The organism is Streptomyces diastaticus subsp. diastaticus (genome assembly GCF_011170125.1).
Classification (GTDB): Bacteria; Actinomycetota; Actinomycetes; order Streptomycetales; family Streptomycetaceae; genus Streptomyces; species Streptomyces diastaticus.
Window position 1 is genome coordinate 224,427 of sequence record NZ_BLLN01000001.1, and the last position, 17,928, is coordinate 242,354.

Annotated in this window: 17 protein-coding genes; 11 read left to right on the forward strand and 6 right to left on the reverse strand. The window is 73.8% G+C overall.

What is annotated here, in order from left to right; all coding sequences use genetic code 11:
* Nucleotides 1-22: 22 nt before the first annotated feature.
* Nucleotides 23-526: a hypothetical protein gene (locus Sdia_RS00975; RefSeq protein ID WP_100452512.1), complete on the reverse strand. Its 504-nt coding sequence runs from the start codon at nt 524-526 to the stop codon at nt 23-25.
* A 440-nt stretch (nt 527-966) separates the two neighbouring features.
* Here Sdia_RS00975 and Sdia_RS00980 point away from each other — a divergent pair, with 440 nt between their 5' ends.
* The 4 genes from Sdia_RS00980 to Sdia_RS00995 all read left to right on the forward strand — a co-directional run bounded on the left by Sdia_RS00980 (nt 967) and on the right by Sdia_RS00995 (nt 5,144).
* The gene (locus Sdia_RS00980; RefSeq protein ID WP_124287219.1) at nt 967-2,739 is read left to right on the forward strand and encodes an acetyl/propionyl/methylcrotonyl-CoA carboxylase subunit alpha; all 1,773 of its coding nucleotides are present in this window, start codon (nt 967-969) and stop codon (nt 2,737-2,739) included.
* Nucleotides 2,740-3,631: 892 nt separating this feature from the next.
* A complete protein-coding gene (locus tag Sdia_RS00985; protein ID WP_100452510.1) occupies nt 3,632-3,880 on the forward strand; it encodes a helix-turn-helix transcriptional regulator in 249 nt (82 codons plus the stop codon).
* Nucleotides 3,877-4,407, forward strand: coding sequence for a hypothetical protein (locus Sdia_RS00990; RefSeq protein ID WP_115069802.1), 531 nt, complete (start codon nt 3,877-3,879; stop codon nt 4,405-4,407). Before Sdia_RS00985 ends, Sdia_RS00990 begins: the two co-directional genes overlap by 4 nt.
* Nucleotides 4,408-4,568: 161 nt before the next feature.
* On the forward strand, nt 4,569-5,144 hold the full coding sequence (locus Sdia_RS00995) for a TetR/AcrR family transcriptional regulator (RefSeq protein WP_100452508.1): 576 nt from the start codon (nt 4,569-4,571) through the stop codon (nt 5,142-5,144).
* 131 nt (nt 5,145-5,275) lie between these two features.
* Here the strand turns inward: Sdia_RS00995 and Sdia_RS01000 are convergent, their stop codons facing one another.
* The gene (locus tag Sdia_RS01000; protein ID WP_100452507.1) at nt 5,276-6,268 is read right to left on the reverse strand and encodes a DeoR/GlpR family DNA-binding transcription regulator; all 993 of its coding nucleotides are present in this window, start codon (nt 6,266-6,268) and stop codon (nt 5,276-5,278) included.
* 279 nt (nt 6,269-6,547) lie between these two features.
* The gene (locus Sdia_RS01005; protein WP_100452506.1) at nt 6,548-7,996 is read right to left on the reverse strand and encodes an NAD(P)H-quinone dehydrogenase; all 1,449 of its coding nucleotides are present in this window, start codon (nt 7,994-7,996) and stop codon (nt 6,548-6,550) included.
* A 127-nt stretch (nt 7,997-8,123) separates the two neighbouring features.
* Between Sdia_RS01005 and Sdia_RS01010 the strand changes: the two genes are divergently transcribed.
* From Sdia_RS01010 to Sdia_RS01020, 3 genes are all read left to right on the forward strand, one after another.
* Nucleotides 8,124-8,561 (forward strand): gamma-glutamylcyclotransferase family protein, encoded by a 438-nt coding sequence (locus tag Sdia_RS01010; protein ID WP_030698930.1) that lies wholly within the window; start codon nt 8,124-8,126, stop codon nt 8,559-8,561.
* Nucleotides 8,562-8,644: 83 nt separating this feature from the next.
* Nucleotides 8,645-9,469 carry a purine-nucleoside phosphorylase gene (locus Sdia_RS01015; protein ID WP_100452505.1) on the forward strand — a complete coding sequence of 275 codons (825 nt, stop codon included), beginning with the start codon at nt 8,645-8,647 and terminating at the stop codon, nt 9,467-9,469.
* A 93-nt stretch (nt 9,470-9,562) separates the two neighbouring features.
* A complete protein-coding gene (locus Sdia_RS01020) occupies nt 9,563-11,227 on the forward strand; it encodes a phospho-sugar mutase (protein WP_185393029.1) in 1,665 nt (554 codons plus the stop codon).
* 84 nt (nt 11,228-11,311) lie between these two features.
* Here the strand turns inward: Sdia_RS01020 and Sdia_RS01025 are convergent, their stop codons facing one another.
* Entirely contained in the window at nt 11,312-11,923 is a 612-nt protein-coding gene (locus Sdia_RS01025) for a PH domain-containing protein (protein WP_100452503.1), read from the reverse strand.
* A 163-nt stretch (nt 11,924-12,086) separates the two neighbouring features.
* Between Sdia_RS01025 and deoC the strand changes: the two genes are divergently transcribed.
* The 3 genes from deoC to Sdia_RS01040 are packed head-to-tail and all read left to right on the forward strand — an operon-like array spanning nt 12,087 to nt 15,466.
* Nucleotides 12,087-13,040: a deoxyribose-phosphate aldolase gene (deoC, locus tag Sdia_RS01030; RefSeq protein ID WP_189500484.1), complete on the forward strand. Its 954-nt coding sequence runs from the start codon at nt 12,087-12,089 to the stop codon at nt 13,038-13,040.
* Between the two features lies 1 nt (nt 13,041).
* Complete coding sequence (locus tag Sdia_RS01035) at nt 13,042-14,559, forward strand: aldehyde dehydrogenase family protein (protein ID WP_229831579.1); 1,518 nt, start codon at nt 13,042-13,044, stop codon at nt 14,557-14,559.
* Nucleotides 14,549-15,466 (forward strand): aldehyde dehydrogenase family protein, encoded by a 918-nt coding sequence (locus Sdia_RS01040; protein WP_181844145.1) that lies wholly within the window; start codon nt 14,549-14,551, stop codon nt 15,464-15,466. The genes Sdia_RS01035 and Sdia_RS01040 overlap by 11 nt, the downstream gene beginning before the upstream one ends.
* A gap of 70 nt (nt 15,467-15,536) precedes the next feature.
* Here Sdia_RS01040 and Sdia_RS01045 read toward each other — a convergent pair whose 3' ends face one another.
* A complete protein-coding gene (locus Sdia_RS01045; RefSeq protein ID WP_100452500.1) occupies nt 15,537-15,950 on the reverse strand; it encodes a hypothetical protein in 414 nt (137 codons plus the stop codon).
* Nucleotides 15,951-16,083: 133 nt separating this feature from the next.
* On the opposite strand from Sdia_RS01045, the gene Sdia_RS01050 reads away from it, so the two are divergent.
* A complete protein-coding gene (locus Sdia_RS01050; protein ID WP_100452499.1) occupies nt 16,084-16,749 on the forward strand; it encodes a uridine kinase family protein in 666 nt (221 codons plus the stop codon).
* A 346-nt stretch (nt 16,750-17,095) separates the two neighbouring features.
* On the opposite strand, the gene Sdia_RS01055 is transcribed toward Sdia_RS01050, so the two are convergent.
* Nucleotides 17,096-17,884: a SigE family RNA polymerase sigma factor gene (locus Sdia_RS01055; RefSeq protein ID WP_100452498.1), complete on the reverse strand. Its 789-nt coding sequence runs from the start codon at nt 17,882-17,884 to the stop codon at nt 17,096-17,098.
* Between the last annotated feature and the right edge of the window lie 44 nt (nt 17,885-17,928).

The following is a 17,928-nucleotide window of genomic DNA, read 5'->3' on the forward strand; positions in this document are numbered from 1 at the left end:
CCCCGGCCCGGCCCTTCCTCGCCTAAGCGGCAGGCTTCGGCCCCGCCTCTCCCTGAGGCAGGCCCTGCGCCAGCTCCTGGCCCTCCTCCCGCTCGCGCCCCCGTTCCTCACGCGCCGCCTGCCCGGACTCCGGACCGTCCGGCCGGCCGCCGGGCCCGTAAGCCACCAGCGTGTACACGATCAGGGCGAGCACGGCCATCAGTACCGCGAAGGCTTCCCAGCCGACGAGACCGACCGCGAGGGCGCCGAGGACACCGTGGACGACGGCGGCGATGACCAGCAGGACCCGGCCCAGACGCGCCGGCGCGCGGTCGCGGCCGCCGACGAGCAGCAGCACCAGCCCGCAGCCGGCGAGGAAGACGGCGGAGAAGACGCCGAAACCGAACGCCCCGTCGGACATCAGCGCCGGGTCGAGCCCGTCGAGCGACATCGACTGGTTCTCCACCACGATGCCCACGGTCATCAGCAGCATGAAGACGCCGAACGCCTCCGCGATCAGCACGAGTCCCGCCACTGCCGCCGCCACTCTGCGCACCACCGTGCCACCCCCTGCTCCGCCCGGCCGGACGGCCGGAACATCGGCCCGCGCGCCAGCCCGGTTGGGTGCGCCGACGGGGCGCCGCACGCGGTTACCCGCAGTACGGCGACAGCGCGAACGCTACTTACCGGTAAACCCCCGGACAAGACTCCGGCGACACTCCGCCGGACCGCAAAGAAATCCCACGCCCTTCGTAGGGATTCCACAAAGAACTTGGAGCGCGGGACGAGTCCGGCTACAGAGACCTTGACCACACCGGGGAGCTGCTGCCTCCGAAGGATTCCCCGCGTACCTTGGTGCGACAAGGGATGCAGCCACCTTCGTGAGCCTCGGATCACACTCCGTGTGGGCAAGCTCACCTCTGGGGACGGGTCGTGGAGCCGTGTGGGCAGTCCCTAAACTCAGCTTGTTTCAAGGAGGGAGCCATCGTGCGCAAGGTGCTCATCGCCAACCGAGGCGAAATCGCTGTCCGCGTTGCCAGGGCATGCCGGGACGCGGGGATCGAGAGCGTAGCCGTCTACGCCGACCCGGACCGGGACGCGCTGCACGTCCGCGCGGCCGACGAGGCGTTCGCCCTGGGCGGTGACACGCCCGCGGCCAGCTATCTGGACATCGCCAAGGTGCTCCAGGCGGCCGCGGACTCGGGTGCGGACGCGATCCACCCCGGCTACGGATTCCTCTCCGAGAACGCGGAGTTCGCGCAGGCTGTCATCGACGCGGGGCTGACCTGGATCGGCCCGCCGCCGCAGGCCATCCGCGACCTCGGTGACAAGGTGGCGGCCCGTCACATCGCGCAGCGCGCCGGGGCCCCCCTGGTCGCGGGTACTCCCGACCCGGTCTCCGGCTCGGACGAGGTGGTCGCCTTCGCCGAGGAGCACGGCCTGCCCATCGCCATCAAGGCGGCCTTCGGTGGTGGCGGGCGCGGGCTGAAGGTGGCCCGCACGCTGGAAGAGGTGCCGGAGCTGTACGACTCGGCCGTGCGTGAGGCCGTCGCGGCCTTCGGCCGGGGCGAGTGCTTCGTCGAGCGTTACCTCGACAAGCCACGCCACGTCGAGACGCAGTGCCTGGCCGACCAGCACGGCAACGTCGTCGTCGTCTCCACCCGCGACTGCTCGCTCCAGCGCCGCCACCAGAAGCTGGTCGAGGAGGCCCCCGCCCCGTTCCTGAGTGAGGCTCAGGTCGAGGAGCTGTACTCGGCGTCCAAGGCCATCCTCAAGGAGGCCGGCTACGTCGGCGCGGGCACCGTCGAGTTCCTCGTCGGCAACGACGGCACGATCTCCTTCCTGGAGGTCAACACCCGCCTCCAGGTGGAGCACCCGGTCACCGAGGAGGTCGCCGGCATCGACCTGGTCCGGGAGATGTTCCGGATCGCCGACGGTGAGGAACTGGGCTACGGGGACCCCGTGCTGCGCGGCCATTCCTTCGAGTTCCGCATCAACGGCGAGGACCCGGGCCGGGGCTTCCTGCCCGCGCCTGGCACCGTCACCGTCTTCGACGCCCCGGCCGGCCCCGGTGTCCGCCTGGACGCCGGCGTGGAGTCGGGCAGCGTGATCGGCCCGGCCTGGGACTCGCTGCTGGCCAAGCTCATCGTCACCGGCGCCACTCGCCGGCAGGCGCTCCAGCGGGCGGCCCGGGCGCTGGCGGAGTTCAACGTCGAGGGCATGGCCACCGCCATCCCGTTCCACCGGGCGGTCGTGGCCGACCCGGCGTTCGCGCCCGAACTCACTGGCTCCAGTGAGCCGTTCACCGTCCACACCCGGTGGATCGAGACGGAGTTCGTCAACGAGATCAAGCCGTTCGACGCGCCCGCCGACGATGACGGCGACGACGAGGCGGGTCGCGAGACGGTCGTGGTGGAGGTCGGCGGCAAGCGCCTGGAGGTCTCCCTTCCGTCCTCGCTGGGCATGTCGCTGGCCCGCACCGGCCTCGCGGCCGGGGCGAAGCCGAAGCGCCGCGCCGCCAAGAAGTCGGGCCCGGCCGCCTCCGGCGACAGCCTGGCCTCCCCGATGCAGGGCACCATCGTCAAGATCGCCGTGGAGGAGGGCCAGGAGGTCAAGGAGGGCGACCTCGTCGTCGTTCTGGAGGCCATGAAGATGGAGCAGCCGCTGAACGCCCACCGTTCCGGCACCGTCAAGGGCCTCGCCGCCGAGATCGGCGCCTCGATCAGCTCGGGCGCCGTCATCTGCGAGATCAAGGACTGACCGGCTCAGCCACCCCGGACACGGGAACGGGCCCCCGGCGGACATCCGCGAGGGCCCGTTCCCGTGTCCGCCTCCTGGCGCCTCGACGCCCCTTCACGGGAGGGCGCCCAACGGCCCCACGCCCGTACGTACGCCCCACGTGCGCGTCACCGCTCCCCGCCCCGCGTCAAGCCGGGAGGCGGGAGATCCGCCCGGCGGAAGCCCCGCCCGGGTGGCAGCCTCGGCCCCTCTGGAAGCCTCCACGTCGGCAAGCCGTCCACGGCACCAGGGCCGCGCCCGTAGCGTCACCGCCCGTGCTCCCCAACTCGCCCGCGTCGCCCCGGTGGGCCCGTCCCGCGCCCGGAACGGCTGGTCATGGAGCCGTATGTGCCGGAGGGCGACGCGGACTCCATCGCCCTGTTCAGGCCCCCCGGGTCGCGCGGGGAATGGGGACGAACCCTGGTCGGAGGCGGAGGCCGTGCCCTGTTCGAGCGGGACTCCACCAAGGTCCGCGCCCGGGCCTGTGCGACGTAGGGGCCGTGCGCGCGACGGCGCCTTGGTGGGTCGCGGTGAGATCGGACCGAGCCAGGACACCGACGGCCAGGAACGCATCCACGCGCTTGTCCCGCCGGTCGACGCGGCGACCGAGTCGGCCGCCGCGTCGACCGGCACAGCCTCGGCCCCCTCGGCCTGGACGCGGTCCACGCACCGTGGCCGCACCGAGCCAGCCGTCGCCACGCGTGCTGCGCGAGCCGTGCTTCCGGCACACGCGCGACCTGGCCGAAGGCACGACCACCACCCGTACTGACCCGACGGCACCGGCCCCGCCCACACCCGCCGGGCCCCGTCTCCTGATCCCCCCGGCGCCGAGCCGTAGTGGTAGCCACAGTTCAGAATGTAGTACTCCTTATACGTGAGCGAGCAGGTGCACAACAGGCCGGCCGTGGTGCGCGCCGAACGCGGGGTGTCGCGCCGGCAACTGGCCGAAGCGGTGGGTGCGCACTACCAGACCATCGGCCACATCGAGCGGGGGCGGTACAACCCGGGCCTGGACCCGGCGCTGAGGATCGCCGGGTACTTCGCACTGCCGGTGGAGGCGCTGTTCTCACTCGAACCGTTCCGGCCGCTCACGGACGAGATCTACGGGAGGAAGACGTCATGACGACGACAAGGCTGAACCGCTACGACCGAGCCATGGTGCGGATCATGAACGACCGCCGGGCACAGCCGCTGTACGCCACGGCCGTCCGGCGGCGCCTGGTCGTCGCCACGCACCTGGCGCTCACCCTGGCCATCGGCGGGCTGATCGCCCACTCCTGCCTCGGGGCGGGGAACCCGGCCTGGGCCTTGGTCCTCGTGGTGGCGCTGCTGCTGCCGTGGGCGGTCGCGACCGGGGCGATCAACGGGGCCACCCGTGGCCTGCTCGAACTGCGCGAACGGGCACTGGACGAACGGCAGTCCGCCGAACGCGCTCAGGTGCGGGCCCGCGCCCACCTGGCCACGACCCTGCTCCTCGCCGCCACCGCCGTCGGCCTGCTGACCGTGGGCGCGGTCTCCGGCGACGCCCCCACGGCCTACGCGGCACCGGTACTCGTCACGGTCCTCGCGGTGCACTGGCTGATGCCGTTGTGGGTGGCCGGCCTGACGGCTCAGGACGAGCCCGCCGAAGACGACGGCCTGGAAGCCTGACCAGGCTGTAGGCACGGAAGGGACGGTGCCCGCTCCGCCGCGGCCCGGCCGCGCGCCGCCCCTCTCGGCTCCCCGTCGGAGGCCGCCCCACCCCCCGCACCCCCATGGCATCCTGAAGGAGCAGCGAGGGGCCGCCGAGCCCCACCCCCGGGAGGGAAACCATGCCGACCGAGACGGATCAGCGCCCCCTGCGTGCCGACGCGCGGCGCAACCGTGAACGCCTTCTCGTCGAGGCGCGTCGCGCCTTCGCCGCGCACGGCACCGACACCTCGCTGGAGGAGATCGCCCGCCGCGCGGGCGTCGGCATCGGCACGCTCTACCGGCACTTCCCAGACCGCGAGGCCCTGCTGAGCGCGGTCTTCGCCGGGGCCGTGGGGGAACTGCTGGAGCGGGCCCGGGAACTGCTGGAGGCGGAACACCCGTGCGCCGCCCTGGTCGAGTGGCTGCGTTCCCTGATCACTCATGCGAGTGAGTACGAGGGGCTGTCCGGAGCGCTCATGTCAGCCTCCGGCGGAGCCGGTTCGCCGCTCTCCCGGTGCAGCGACCCGATGCGGGACGCCGGTTCGGCGCTGCTGGCCCGGGCTCAGGAGTCCGGGGCGGTCCGCCAGGACATCGCCATCAATGACCTGCTCCAGCTCACCAACGCCATCGCCCTCGCCGCCGAAGCCACCCCCGACGAACCGGGACTGGCCGACCGGCTGCTCTCCCTGACCCTGCGCGGCATCCGGCCGGACTGACCCGCGACCCCCCGGAGCCGACGCCCTTCCCGGCCGAGGGACCAGGGACCCCGCCCGCGCCCGCCCCCGCGCGAACGCGGTCGGGCGGCCGGGCGGCAGCCCTCGCCGGGCCCCTCACCCGGCGCACCGCCTCACCTCCGGCGCAGGTCCGCCACCCTTCCGCGCTCGCCCAGTTGCTCCCCCAGGGCCCCGGGGCCGGTGGTCCCGCGCAGTTGCGGTCCGCCCGGTGGTGGCGCTCCGTGGACGGTCCGGCGCTGGCCGGGCAGGGGCATGTCGCGACGTACGGCGCCACTCCGGCCGCCGGCGGCGCCCGGCGGCGGCGGGGCTTCGGCGGGGGGCTGGTGGGAGCCGGCCACGGAGATCTGCACGCCCTGGTCGGCCAGGGCCTGGAGTTCGGCGGCGGCACGCTCCTCGTGGGGCGGCGGCTCGTCGGTGACCAGGCGGGTGATGAGATCGGTGGGCACCGTCTGGAACATGGTGTCACTGCCGAGCTTGGTGTGGTCGGCGAGGACCACGACCTCGGCGGCGGCCTGGACGAGGGCCCGGTCGACGCTGGCGGAGAGCATGTTGGAGGTGGACAGGCCCCGCTCGGCGGTGAGCCCGGTGCCCGAGATGAAGGCGCGGGAGACCCGCAGGCCCTGGAGGGACTGCTCGGCCCCACTGCCGACGAGGGCGTAGTTGGAGCCGCGCAGGGTGCCGCCGGTCATGACCACCTCCACCCGGTTGGCGTGGGCCAGCGCCTGGGCGACCAGCAGGGAGTTGGTGACGACGGTCAGTCCGGGGACCCGGGCCAGGCGGCGTGCCAGTTCCTGGGTGGTCGTACCGGCGCCGACCACCACGGCCTCCCCCTCGCCCACCAGCCCGGCGGCCAGGTCGGCGATGGCGGTCTTCTCCGCCGAGGCGAGGTGGGACTTCTGCGGGAACCCGGATTCGCGGGTGAAACCTCCCGGGAGTACGGCGCCGCCGTGACGGCGGTCGAGGAGTCCTTCCGCCTCCAGCGCCCGCACGTCCCGCCGTACGGTCACTTCTGAGGTCTGGACGACGCGGGCGAGCTCCCGGAGCGACACCGCTCCGTTGGCCCGCACCATTTCGAGGATCAATTGGCGACGTTCTGCAGCGAACACGGAACTGACAGTAACGCCAACGACCGTCTGCTTTCAGCAGTTTGCGCCGGATAACAGAAATTGTTCGCACCCGGTCCACCGAGGTGGTATATGCGACTGGCGCATCCCGCGGCGCCCGCGCCCCCACGGCCCGCCCTCCGCCACCGGCGCGGCCCGAAGCAGGAACGCTCCTGCCCCACCTCGCTCCTGACCTGCGCGGGGCAGCCGGAAACGTCCGGGCCCCGGCGGCCTGCCGCGGCTGCCGGGGCCCGGGGGTGCGGCGCGTGGAGCCGCCGGACGTCAGGAGTCCGAGGCGAGCTTCCGGGTGTGGAGCTGGCGCGCGACCTCGGCGATCGAACCGGAGAGCGAGGGGTAGACCGTGAAGGTGTTGGCGATCTGCTCGACGGTCAGGTTGTTGTCGACGGCGATCGAGATCGGGTGGATCAGCTCGGAGGCGCGCGGCGCCACCACGACACCGCCGACCACGATCCCGGTGCCCGGGCGGCAGAAGAGCTTCACGAAGCCGTCCCGGATGCCCTGCATCTTGGCGCGCGGGTTGCGCAGCAGCGGCAGCTTGACGACGCGGGCGTCTATCACGCCCTTGTCGACGTCGGCCTGGCTGTAGCCGACGGTGGCGATCTCGGGGTCCGTGAAGATGTTGCCGGAGACCGTCTTCAGGTCGAGCGGCGCGACCGCGTCGCCGAGGAAGTGGTACATCGCGATCCTGCCCTGCATGGCCGCGACCGAGGCGAGGGCGAAGACCCCGGTGACGTCACCGGCCGCGTAGACGCCGGGGGCCGAGGTGCGCGAGACCTTGTCGGTCCAGATGTGGCCGGACTCCTTGAGGCGGACGCCCGCCTCCTCCAGCCCCATCCCCTGGCTGTTGGGGACGGCGCCGACCGCCATCAGGCAGTGGGTGCCCGAGATGACCCGGCCGTCGGCGAGGGTGACCTCGACGCGGTCGCCGACCCTCTCGGCGGACTGGGCGCGCGAGCGGGCCATGACGTTCATGCCGCGGCGGCGGAAGACGTCCTCCAGGACGGCGGCGGCGTCCGGGTCCTCGCCGGGGAGCACCCGGTCGCGGCTGGAGACCAGCGTGACCCGGGAACCGAGTGCCTGGTACGCCCCGGCGAACTCGGCGCCGGTGACGCCGGAGCCGACCACGATCAGCTCCTCGGGGAGTTCGTCGAGGTCGTAGACCTGGGTCCAGTTGAGGATGCGCTCGCCGTCGGGCTGGGCGTCGGGCAGCTCGCGCGGGTGGCCGCCGGTCGCCAGCAGCACCGCGTCGGCGGTCAGCCGCTCCTCGGTGCCGTCGGCGGCGGCCACCACGACGGTGCGCGAGCCGTCGGTCTGCTGCTGGCCCTCCAGCCGGCCCCGGCCCCGCAGCACCCGGGCACCGGCCCGGGTGACCGAGGCGGTGATGTCGTGCGACTGGGCGAGCGCGAGCCGCTTCACCCGTCGGTTGACCTTGCCGAGGTCGACGCCGACCACCCGCGCGGGTGAGTCGATGTGCGGGGTGTCGTCGGCGACGATGATGCCCAGTTCCTCGTAGGAGGAGTCGAAGGTCGTCATCACCTCGGCGGTGGCGATGAGGGTCTTGGACGGGACGCAGTCGGTCAGCACCGACGCCCCGCCCAGGCCGTCGCAGTCGACGACGGTCACCTCCGCGCCGAGTTGCGCGGCCACCAGCGCCGCCTCGTAGCCGCCAGGTCCGCCACCGATGATCACGATCCGAGTCACGTACTCCATTGTCCCGCACGCCTCGGGAAGCGACGCCCCGGGGCCCTCCGTCCGGGGTGCGCGAGGCGCGGCGCCGCTGCGAGCTGTGCTTCCGTAAGACCCGGCCGCCCGCCGCTCCTGCCGTACCCTCGGAACCATGTCGCTCTTCGCCGCCTACGCCGGCACCCTCGACGCGCGGCTCATGTCCCGCCGCGCCCCGCACTCCCCGCTGCGCGCCACCGGCTGGCTCAACGGGTGGCGGCTCACCTTCGGCGGCGAGCACCTGGGCTGGGAGGGGGCGCTCGCCACCATCGTGGAGGCGCCGCGCTCGCAGGTCTTCGTGGCGTTGTACGACATCGCGCCGATGGACGAGGACGCGATGGACCGGTGGGAGGGCGTGGGCCTGGACATCTACCGCCGGATGCGGGTCCGGGTGGACACCCTGGACGCCACCGAACCGGCCTGGGTCTACGTCCTCAACGGCTACGAGGGCGGACTGCCCTCCGCCCGCTACCTCGGCGAGATCGCCGACGCCGCCGAATCCGCGGGCGCCCCCCACGACTACGTGATGGAACTGCGCAAACGACCCTGCTGACCGCGACGGACCGCCAACTGGTCCGTACCTTAATCATCCCCGCCGTCTACGCGCGTAGGCAGGGAACGGCTACGCTCTCCCCCGTGAACGCATCTGCCATCCCCGGACACCTGCCCAGCGACCCCTACACCGCGGCGGACGACGCGGCCGCCACGCTGCGCGCGCTGACCGGTGCCGAGACCCACGACGTCGCCCTGGTGATGGGCTCGGGCTGGCTGCCCGCGGCCGACCAGCTCGGCCCCGCGGACCACGAGTTCCCCGTCACCGAACTGCCCGGCTTCCCGCCGCCGGCCGTCGAGGGCCACGCCGGCACCGTCCGCTCCCAGCTCATCGAGGGCCGCCGCGCCCTGGTCTTCCTCGGCCGCACCCACTTCTACGAGGGTCGCGGCGTCGCGGCCGTCGTGCACGGAGTGCGCACCGCGGTCGCCGCCGGCTGCAAGACCATCGTGCTGACCAACGGCTGCGGCGGTCTGCGCGAGGGCATGGCCCCCGGTCAGCCGGTCCTCATCAGCGACCACCTGAACCTCACCGCCTCCTCCCCGATCGTCGGCGCCCGCTTCGTCGACCTGACCGACCTCTACTCGCCCCGGCTGCGCGCTCTGTGCAAGGAGATCGACCCCGGCCTGGAGGAGGGCGTCTACGCCCAGTTCACCGGGCCGCACTACGAGACGCCCGCCGAGATCCGGATGGCCCGCACGCTCGGCGCGGACCTGGTCGGCATGTCCACCGCGCTGGAGGCCATCGCCGCTCGTGAGGCGGGCGCCGAGGTGCTGGGCATCTCCCTGGTCACCAACCTCGCCGCCGGGATGACCGGCCAGCCGCTGAGCCACGAGGAGGTGCTCCAGGCCGGCCGTGACTCCGCCACCCGGATGGGAGCGCTCCTGCGCCAGGTCCTCGGCCGCGTCTGACCGAGCCCGCTCCCCGAGCGGCCCTTCCGGGCGCCCGCCCGCCGTCGCTCGGGCGCCCGCCCGTCCGCCGTCCCGCCCGCAGAGAGGCACCGTATGTCCGCCCCGTCCGACGACCTGAACCGGCGGGCCGCCGCCTGGCTCGCCGAGGACCCCGACCCCGAGACCCGCGCGGAACTGGCCGCCCTGATCCAGGCCGCCGAGACCGATCCGGCGCCGCTGGCCGAGCGGTTCGCGGGGACGCTGACCTTCGGCACGGCGGGGCTGCGCGGCGAACTGGGCGCGGGCCCCACCCGGATGAACCGGGCCGTGGTGATCCGGGCCGCCGCCGGACTCGCCGCCCACCTGCGGGACACCGGGCAGGCAGAGGCCGGGCCGGTCGTCATCGGCTACGACGCGCGGCACAACTCCGCCCGGTTCGCCCGCGACACCGCCGAGGTCATGGCGGGCGCGGGGCTGACCGCCCTGCTGCTCCCCCGCCCGCTGCCCACCCCGGTCCTGGCCTTCGCCGTCCGGCACCTGGGCGCGGTCGCGGGCGTCGAGGTGACGGCCAGCCACAACCCGCCCCGGGACAACGGCTACAAGGTCTACCTCGGCGACGGCAGCCAGATCGTCGAGCCCGCCGACGCCGAGATCGCGGCCCGGATCGCGGCCGTCGGCGCGCTGGACTCCGTACCGCGTACCGAGGGCGGCGGGACGGTGCTCGACGAGGCGGTGGTCGAGGCCTACCTGGACCGTGCCGCCGGTGTCCTCGCCGCCGGCTCCGCCAGGTCGGCGACCACCGTCCACACCGCGCTGCACGGCGTGGGCGCCGCCCCGCTGGCGGCAGCCTTCGCGCGGGCCGGGTTCCCGGCGCCGGTGCCGGTGGCCGAGCAGGCCGAGCCGGACCCGGACTTCCCCACCGTGGCCTTCCCCAACCCGGAGGAGCCAGGCGCCATGGACCTGGCGCTCGCCACCGCCCGCCGAGTCTGCCCCGACCTGGTCCTCGCCAACGACCCGGACGCGGACCGGCTCGCGGCCGCCGTCCCGGACGAGGCGGCCGAGGGCGGCTGGCGGATGCTGCGCGGCGACGAGACGGGCGCACTGCTCGCCGCCCACCTGGTCCGCCGCGGACTGCCCGAGGGCGGGGTGCTCGCCACCTCGGTCGTCTCCTCCTCGCTGCTGTCGAAGATCGCCGAGGCGGCCGGTGCCGGGTACGCGGAGACGCTGACCGGCTTCAAGTGGATCTCCCGCGCCGAGGGGCTGGCCTACGGCTACGAGGAGGCGCTCGGGTACTGCGTCGACCCGGACGGCGTCCGCGACAAGGACGGCATCACGGCGGCGCTCCTCCTGACCGAGCTGGCCTCGGAGCTGAAGGCGGACGGGCGGACGCTGCTGGACCTGCTGGACGAACTGGCGGTCCGCCACGGCGTCCACGCCACCTCGCAGCTCTCGGTCCGGGTGGAGGACCTGTCCGTCATCGCCCGCGCCATGGAGCGGCTGCGTTCGGCTCCGCCCGAGCGCCTGGGCGGGCTGCCGGTGGTGCGGACCGAGGACCTGAGCGCGGGCGCGGGCGGACTGCCGCCCACCGACGGCCTGCGGTACACCCTGGACGGGGCGCGGGTCGTGGTCCGCCCGAGCGGCACCGAGCCCAAGCTCAAGTGCTACCTGGAAGCGGTCGTCCCGGTCGGCGGCCCGGAGGGGCTGCCCGAGGCGCGGGCCGCCGCCGCCCGGACGCTGGCCGCCGTCGAGGCGGACCTCGCCGAGGCCGCCGGGCTCTGACCGCCCGGACCGTGCGTACGACTCCGCCGCCGTCCCCGGAGGGAGGGCGGCGGAGTCGTACGCGCGGACGGGGCGGGCCGGGGCTCAGCCGGTCGCGACCAGCACCACCAGCGCGATCGCGCCCACGGCGGTCGGCGCGATGATCTCGTACGCCCAGCGCACCACGGCGGGTCCCTGTGCGGTCGGTGCGGCGGCGCGGCGCTCGGCGATCTCCCGCAGGTCCTCGACGGCCTGGTCGGAGTCGCTGCGGACGGGCTGGGAGACGGTGGTCGGGGTGGCGCCGTGCGGGTCGGCCACCGCGTCGCGCATCTGGGCCCGGGCGGCCTTCTTGCGGGCGCGCAGCGAGACCGGGAGCGCCCAGAGCTGGTAGGTGCGGCCGTCGCTGCGGACCTCGTTGGTGAAGCCGGAGCGCAGTTCGGCCACGGCGGCCCAGGGCAGCGTGACGGTGCGGAAGGGGTTGCGGACGGTGAGGCGGTCCTCGTCGGAGACGACGGCCGGGCGCAGCGTGTAGGCGACGACCAGCGGGACCAGCGTCACCAGCGCGGCGAGGGCCACCCACGGGGTGCGCCCGCTGCCGCGCCAGATCGCGTCGACGCCGAACCAGGCGCCGAGTGCCAGCAGCAGGGCGCCGGTCACCAGGGAGGCGGTGGACCGGTGGGTTCTCGGCTCCGGTGCGGAGGACTGCGGGGTGCTCATGAGTGCGATTCTGCCCCACGGCCCACACGCCCCGGCCGTACGGCCACCCGCGCGCGCCCTGTCCGCCCGCTCGCGCACGCCCCGGAGAGGGCCGCGCTCCCACTCTCCCGCCCCTGCGGCTGTACACCGTCCTACGCGCGTAGATATGCTCACCGGCGTGAGTATGTCCAGGAAGGAACTCAAGAGTGAGTTCGGCGACGTGACCGCCACGGAGACCGGCCTCCGCCGGTTCCTGCACGGGCTGCCCGGCGTCGACCCGGTAGGACTGGAGGCCCGCGCCGCCGCGCTCGGGACCAGGTCCATCAAGACCACGGCCAAGGCGTACGCCCTGGACCTGGCGATCTCCATGATCGACCTGACCACGCTGGAGGGGTCCGACACGGCGGGGAAGGTGCGGGCGCTCGGCGCCAAGGCCGTCCTGCCCGATCCGTCGGACCGCTCGACGCCGCGGGTCGCCGCCGTCTGCGTCTACCCCGACATGGTGGCCACCGCGAAGGCCGCCGTCGCCGGTTCGCCGGTGAAGGTCGCCTCGGTGGCGACCGGCTTCCCCGCCGGGCGGGTCACGCTCGACGTGAAGCTGGCCGACACCCGCGAGGCGGTCGCGGCGGGCGCCGACGAGATCGACATGGTGATCGACCGGGGCGCGTTCCTCGCGGGGAACTACGGCAAGGTCCACGAGGAGATCACCGCCGTCAAGGATGCCTCGGGCCCGGCCCGGCTGAAGGTCATCTTCGAGACCGGCGAGCTGTCCACGTACGACAACATCCGCCGTGCCTCGTGGCTGGCGATGCTGGCCGGAGCCGACTTCATCAAGACCTCGACCGGCAAGGTCGGCGTCAACGCCACCCCCGCCAACACCCTGTTGATGCTCCAGGCCGTCCGCGACTTCCGCGACCGGACCGGCGTCCGGATCGGGGTGAAGCCCGCGGGCGGCATCCGCACGGCGAAGGACGCCGTGAAGTTCCTGGTGCTGGTGAACGAGACGGCGGGCCCGGACTGGCTGGACAGCCACTGGTTCCGCTTCGGCGCCTCCAGCCTCCTCGGCGACCTGCTGATGCAGCGCCAGAAGCTCCGTACCGGCCGATACTCCGGCCCCGACTACGTCACGGTGGACTGAGATGGCCGAGATGAGCGAGACGACGACCGGCGCGGCGAAGGACGCCGCGGGTTCCCCGGGTTCTCCCGGCGACCTCGGCCCCTTCGGCCCCTTCGTCTACGCGCCCGCACCCGAGTCCCGCGCGGTGGTGGACCTCGCCCCCTCCTACGGACTCTTCATCGACGGCGAGTTCACCGAGGCGGCCGACGGGCAGGTCTTCAAGACCCTCTCCCCGTCCACCGAGGAGGTCCTCGCCGAGGTGGCCCGCGCGGGCGCCGAGGACGTGGACCGCGCGGTCGGGGCGGCCCGCGGGGCGTTCGGCCCCTGGTCGGCGCTGCCCGGCTCCGAGCGTGCCAAGTACCTCTTCCGGATCGCCCGGATCATCCAGGAGCGCAGCCGCGAACTGGCCGTCCTGGAGACCCTGGACAACGGCAAGCCCATCAAGGAGACCCGCGACAGCGACCTCCCGCTGGTCGCCGCGCACTTCTTCTACTACGCGGGCTGGGCCGACAAGCTGGAGCACGCCGGTTTCGGCCCCGCCCCGCGCCCGCTCGGCGTGGCCGCCCAGGTCATCCCGTGGAACTTCCCGCTGCTGATGCTGGCGTGGAAGATCGCCCCGGCGCTGGCGGCGGGCAACACCGTCGTGCTGAAGCCCGCCGAGACGACGCCGCTCTCCGCGCTCTTCTTCGCCGACATCTGCCGCAGCGCGGGCCTGCCCAAGGGCGTCGTCAACATCCTCCCCGGCTACGGCGACGCGGGCGCGGCCCTGACCGCCCACCCCGACGTCGACAAGGTCGCCTTCACCGGCTCGACCGCGGTCGGCAAGGAGATCGCCCGCACGGTCGCGGGCACCCGCAAGAAGCTCACCCTGGAACTGGGCGGCAAGGGCGCCAACATCGTCTTCGACGACGCCCCGCTCGACCAGGCCGTCGAGGGCGTCGTCAACGGCGTCTTCTTCAACCAGGGGCAGGTCTGCTGCGCCGGTTCGCGCCTGCTGGTCCAGGAGTCGGTGGCCGAGGAGGTGGTGGACGCCCTCAAGCGGCGGCTGGCCACGCTGCGCCTCGGCGACCCGCTGGACAAGAACACCGACATCGGCGCGATCAACTCCGCCGGGCAGCTGGCCCGGATCACCGAGCTGACCGACGCGGGCGAGGCGGAGGGCGCCGAGCGCTGGAGCGCCCCCTGCGAGCTGCCGTCCACCGGACACTGGTTCGCGCCGACCGTCTTCACCCAGGTCACCCAGGCCCACCGGATCGCCCGTGAGGAGATCTTCGGCCCGGTCCTGTCGGTGCTGACCTTCCGCACCCCGGCCGAGGCGGTCGCCAAGGCCAACAACACGCCGTACGGCCTCTCCGCCGGCATCTGGTCGGAGAAGGGCTCGCGCATCCTCGCGGTCGCCGAGAGGCTGCGCGCGGGCGTGGTGTGGGCCAACTCGTTCAACAAGTTCGACCCCACGTCGCCGTTCGGCGGCTACAAGGAGTCGGGCCACGGCCGCGAGGGCGGCCGGCACGGTCTGGAGGCGTACCTCGATGTCCGATAAGCCGGAGCCGACGGTGCGGCTCTCCGTGTCCAAGACCTACAAGCTGTACGTCGGGGGGAAGTTCCCCCGCAGCGAGAGCGGCCGGGTGTACGAGGTGACCGACTCCAAGGACCGCCCCCTGGCCAACGCCCCCCAGGGCTCCCGCAAGGACGCCCGGGACGCGGTGGTCGCCGCCCGGAAGGCGTTCGGCGGCTGGTCGGGCGCGACCGCGTACAACCGGGGCCAGGTCCTGTACCGGATCGCGGAGATGCTGGAGGGACGCGCGGACCAGTTCACCCGCGAGGTCGCCGAGGCCGAGGGGCTCTCCCGCGCCAAGGCCGCCGCCCAGGTGTCGGCCGCCGTCGACCGCTGGGTCTGGTACGCCGGGTGGACCGACAAGATCGCGCAGGTCGTGGGGGGCGCCAACCCGGTCGCGGGCCCGTTCTTCAACCTCTCCTCGCCCGAGCCGACCGGTGTCGTCGCCGTCCTCGCCCCGCAGCGCTCCTCGCTGCTCGGGCTGGTCTCGGTGCTCGCCCCGGTGCTCGCCACGGGCTGCACCGCCGTGGTGACCGCCTCCGAGGATCGCCCGCTGCCCGCGCTGAGCCTCGGCGAGGTGCTGGCCACCTCGGACGTGCCCGGCGGCGCGGTCAACATCCTCAGCGGCCGCACCTCCGAACTGGCCGCGCCGCTCGCCGCCCACCAGGACGTCAACGCGATCGACCTGACGGGCGCGGCGGGCGGACTGGCCGTGGAGCTGGAGCGGGCCGCCGCCGACAACCTCAAGCGGGTGCTGCGCCCGGCGGACGCCGAGGGCAACGGCGAGGACTTCGCCGCCGACCCGGGCATCCGCCGCCTGACGCCGTTCCTGGAGACCAAGACGGTCTGGCACCCCACCGGTTCGCTGGGCGTCTCCGGCTCGGCGTACTGACGCGGGACGGCACGTGTGCGAGGGCGGGGCGGGGTCGCGGACCCCGCCCCGCCCTCGCTGCCGCCCGGGCTCAGCCCGGCAGCAGCCCGGCGACCTGGCCGACCAGCGGCAGGTCGGTGAGGGACCCGCCGTCCGAGAGCGGCCCGGTGAGCGCCGCGGTCGAGACCGGCTGGAAGTCGGCGACCTGGGTGCCGACGGTGTTGTCCAGCGGGTCGGTGCCGGTGCCGGCCAACGGGTTGATCTGGAGGTCCTTGACGGGACCGAGGCTGTGCGTCGTCGCCGAGTCGAGCGCGCCGGCCGCGATGCCCGCGGCGCCGGTGACGGCGGACAGGGTCTCGCCGGTCGCGGCGCCCGGCTGCTCCTCGGCGGCCTGCGCGGCGCCCGCCCCGGCGGTCAGCGCGGCGCCCAGCGCGCCGAGGGTGAGGCCGGCGCGGAGCAGGGCGCGCGGGGCGGTCGGTCGGGAGGGTGCTGCGTGTCGTGCCATGGTGCGCCACCTGAGGGGAAGTTGCGGACATGCGTGAGCGTACGGACACACAGAGTAGTTGAGGCGTGACGTGCGTTCCAAAGGCCGCCCCGGAAGGTGAACCCTTCGGGTGGATGCCTCACACTGTTCTCCCGTGAGCAGCCTCAGTCCGATACCGACCCGCGTGGTCCTGCTGACCGGTCCCTCCGGCTCCGGCAAGACCTCGCTCGCCGCCCACTCCGGCCTGCCGGTGCTGGCACTCGACGACTTCTACAAGGAGAGCGGCGATCCGACCCTGCCGCCGCTCGCCGCGACGGGCGAGACCGACTGGGACTCCCCGCTCTCCTGGGACGCCGACGCGGCCCTGGACGCCATCGAGGCGCTCTGCCGCCGGGGCCGCGCCCGGGTCCCGGTCTACGACATCGGGGCGAGCGCCCGCGTCGGCGAATCCACCCTGGACATCGACCGCACCCCGCTCTTCATCGCCGAGGGCATCTTCGCCGCCGACCTGGTCGAACGCTGCCGCGAACGGGGCCTGCTCGCCGACGCCCTGTGCCTGCGCGGCCACCCCACCACCACCTTCCGCCGCCGCCTCGCCCGGGACCTGCGGGAGGCCCGCAAGCCACTGCCGGTGCTCCTGCGGCGCGGCTGGCGCCTGATGCGCGCGGAGCGCGCCATCGTCACCCGCCAGTCGGCCCTGGGCGCCCACCCCTGCACCCGCGAAGAGGCCCTCTGCCGCCTGGCGGCAGCGGCGGCTGGGCGGCATGTGACGGCGCGGGGGACGGCGGCCGACCGCGCCCAGCCGCTCGCGGGGGCGTGAGAGGGGCACCGCCGACAGGCGCGGGCCGTCTCGGCAAGCCGGAAGGGCGCCCCCTCAGGGACGCCCTTCCGCAAGTGGGTGCGGGACCGGACAGACCCCCCGGCCCTCCGGTCCCGCGCCCTTCCGGTGATCCCCCCGGACCCCCGTGTTCCCCCCGTGTTCCCCGTGGTCCGCCAAGGCCCCCCGGCCCTGGCGTCCCCCGTTTCCCCCCGTTTTCCCCTGGTCAGGGCCCGCGCCCGATCCCCCGATCGTGAGCGGTCCCGTTTCCCCCTCGGACTGCCCCACGTCCCCCGTGGGCCGCCCGCTTCCTTCCCCCGTCGGCCCCGGCTGCCCGGGGCCTGATCCTTCAGGCGACGAGTTCGCCGAAGGACTCCTCCTGGTCACGGCCGAAGCTGAGCACCTCGTCGTCGCGCAGCCTGCGCAGCGACCGCCAGATGCTGGACTTCACCGTGCCGACGCTGATGTCGAGTATGTCCGCGATCTCCGGGTCCGTGCGGCCCTCGTAGTAGCGCAGGACCAGCATGGTGCGCTGGAGTTCGGGGAGCCGGGCGAGCGCCTGCCACAGGACGGCGCGCAGTTCGGTGCCGCGCATCGCGTCGGTGTCGCCGGCCGTCTCCGGCAGCTCCTCGGTCGGGTACTCGTTGAGCTTGCGGCGCCGCCAGGCGCTGATGTGCAGGTTGGTCATGGTGCGGCGGAGGTACCCGCCGACGGCCGCCTTGTCGCTGATCCGGTGCCAGGCGCGGTAGGTGGAGAACAGCGCGCTCTGGAGCAGGTCCTCGGCCTCGTACCGGTCACCGGTCAGGTGGTAGGCGGTCGCGTACAGGGAGGCGCGGCGCTCGCGGACGTACGCGGTGAACGCCGCTTCGGCGTCGTCCCGTTCGGTCCGCTCGGGCCGGTCCCCCGTCTCCCCGTACGCGTCCCGGTCCCGGGGGTCCCCCGAGGCCCCCCGGCCGGTCTGGAGCGCGTCGAACACGGTGACGCGGGGCTGGCGCTCCGCGTGTACGGCGTGCTGACGCCCGGCGCCGCGAGCGCACCCCCGCCCGCTCACGGCACCGGACTTCTCGTTGGCCCGGACCGCCACGTCGTGCAGACGCGTGACAACCGCACCAGGATTCTTGCCGTGCGGTGCGTTCATCGCGTGCCCTCCTCGTCGTGGAGCCTGGGTTTTCCCGTCTGCCC

Coding starts and splice junctions, on each gene's coding strand:
- Sdia_RS01010 (WP_030698930.1), top strand. CDS start 8,124: ATGTCGCTCTTCGCCGCCTACGCCGGCACCCTCGACGCGCGGCTCATG.
- Sdia_RS01005 (WP_100452506.1), bottom strand. CDS start 7,996: ATGGAGTACGTGACTCGGATCGTGATCATCGGTGGCGGACCTGGCGGC.
- Sdia_RS01025 (WP_100452503.1), bottom strand. CDS start 11,923: ATGAGCACCCCGCAGTCCTCCGCACCGGAGCCGAGAACCCACCGGTCC.
- Sdia_RS00995 (WP_100452508.1), top strand. CDS start 4,569: ATGCCGACCGAGACGGATCAGCGCCCCCTGCGTGCCGACGCGCGGCGC.
- Sdia_RS01045 (WP_100452500.1), bottom strand. CDS start 15,950: ATGGCACGACACGCAGCACCCTCCCGACCGACCGCCCCGCGCGCCCTG.
- deoC (WP_189500484.1), top strand. CDS start 12,087: ATGTCCAGGAAGGAACTCAAGAGTGAGTTCGGCGACGTGACCGCCACG.
- Sdia_RS01020 (WP_185393029.1), top strand. CDS start 9,563: ATGTCCGCCCCGTCCGACGACCTGAACCGGCGGGCCGCCGCCTGGCTC.
- Sdia_RS01040 (WP_181844145.1), top strand. CDS start 14,549: ATGTCCGATAAGCCGGAGCCGACGGTGCGGCTCTCCGTGTCCAAGACC.
- Sdia_RS01035 (WP_229831579.1), top strand. CDS start 13,042: ATGGCCGAGATGAGCGAGACGACGACCGGCGCGGCGAAGGACGCCGCG.
- Sdia_RS00990 (WP_115069802.1), top strand. CDS start 3,877: ATGACGACGACAAGGCTGAACCGCTACGACCGAGCCATGGTGCGGATC.
- Sdia_RS01055 (WP_100452498.1), bottom strand. CDS start 17,884: ATGAACGCACCGCACGGCAAGAATCCTGGTGCGGTTGTCACGCGTCTG.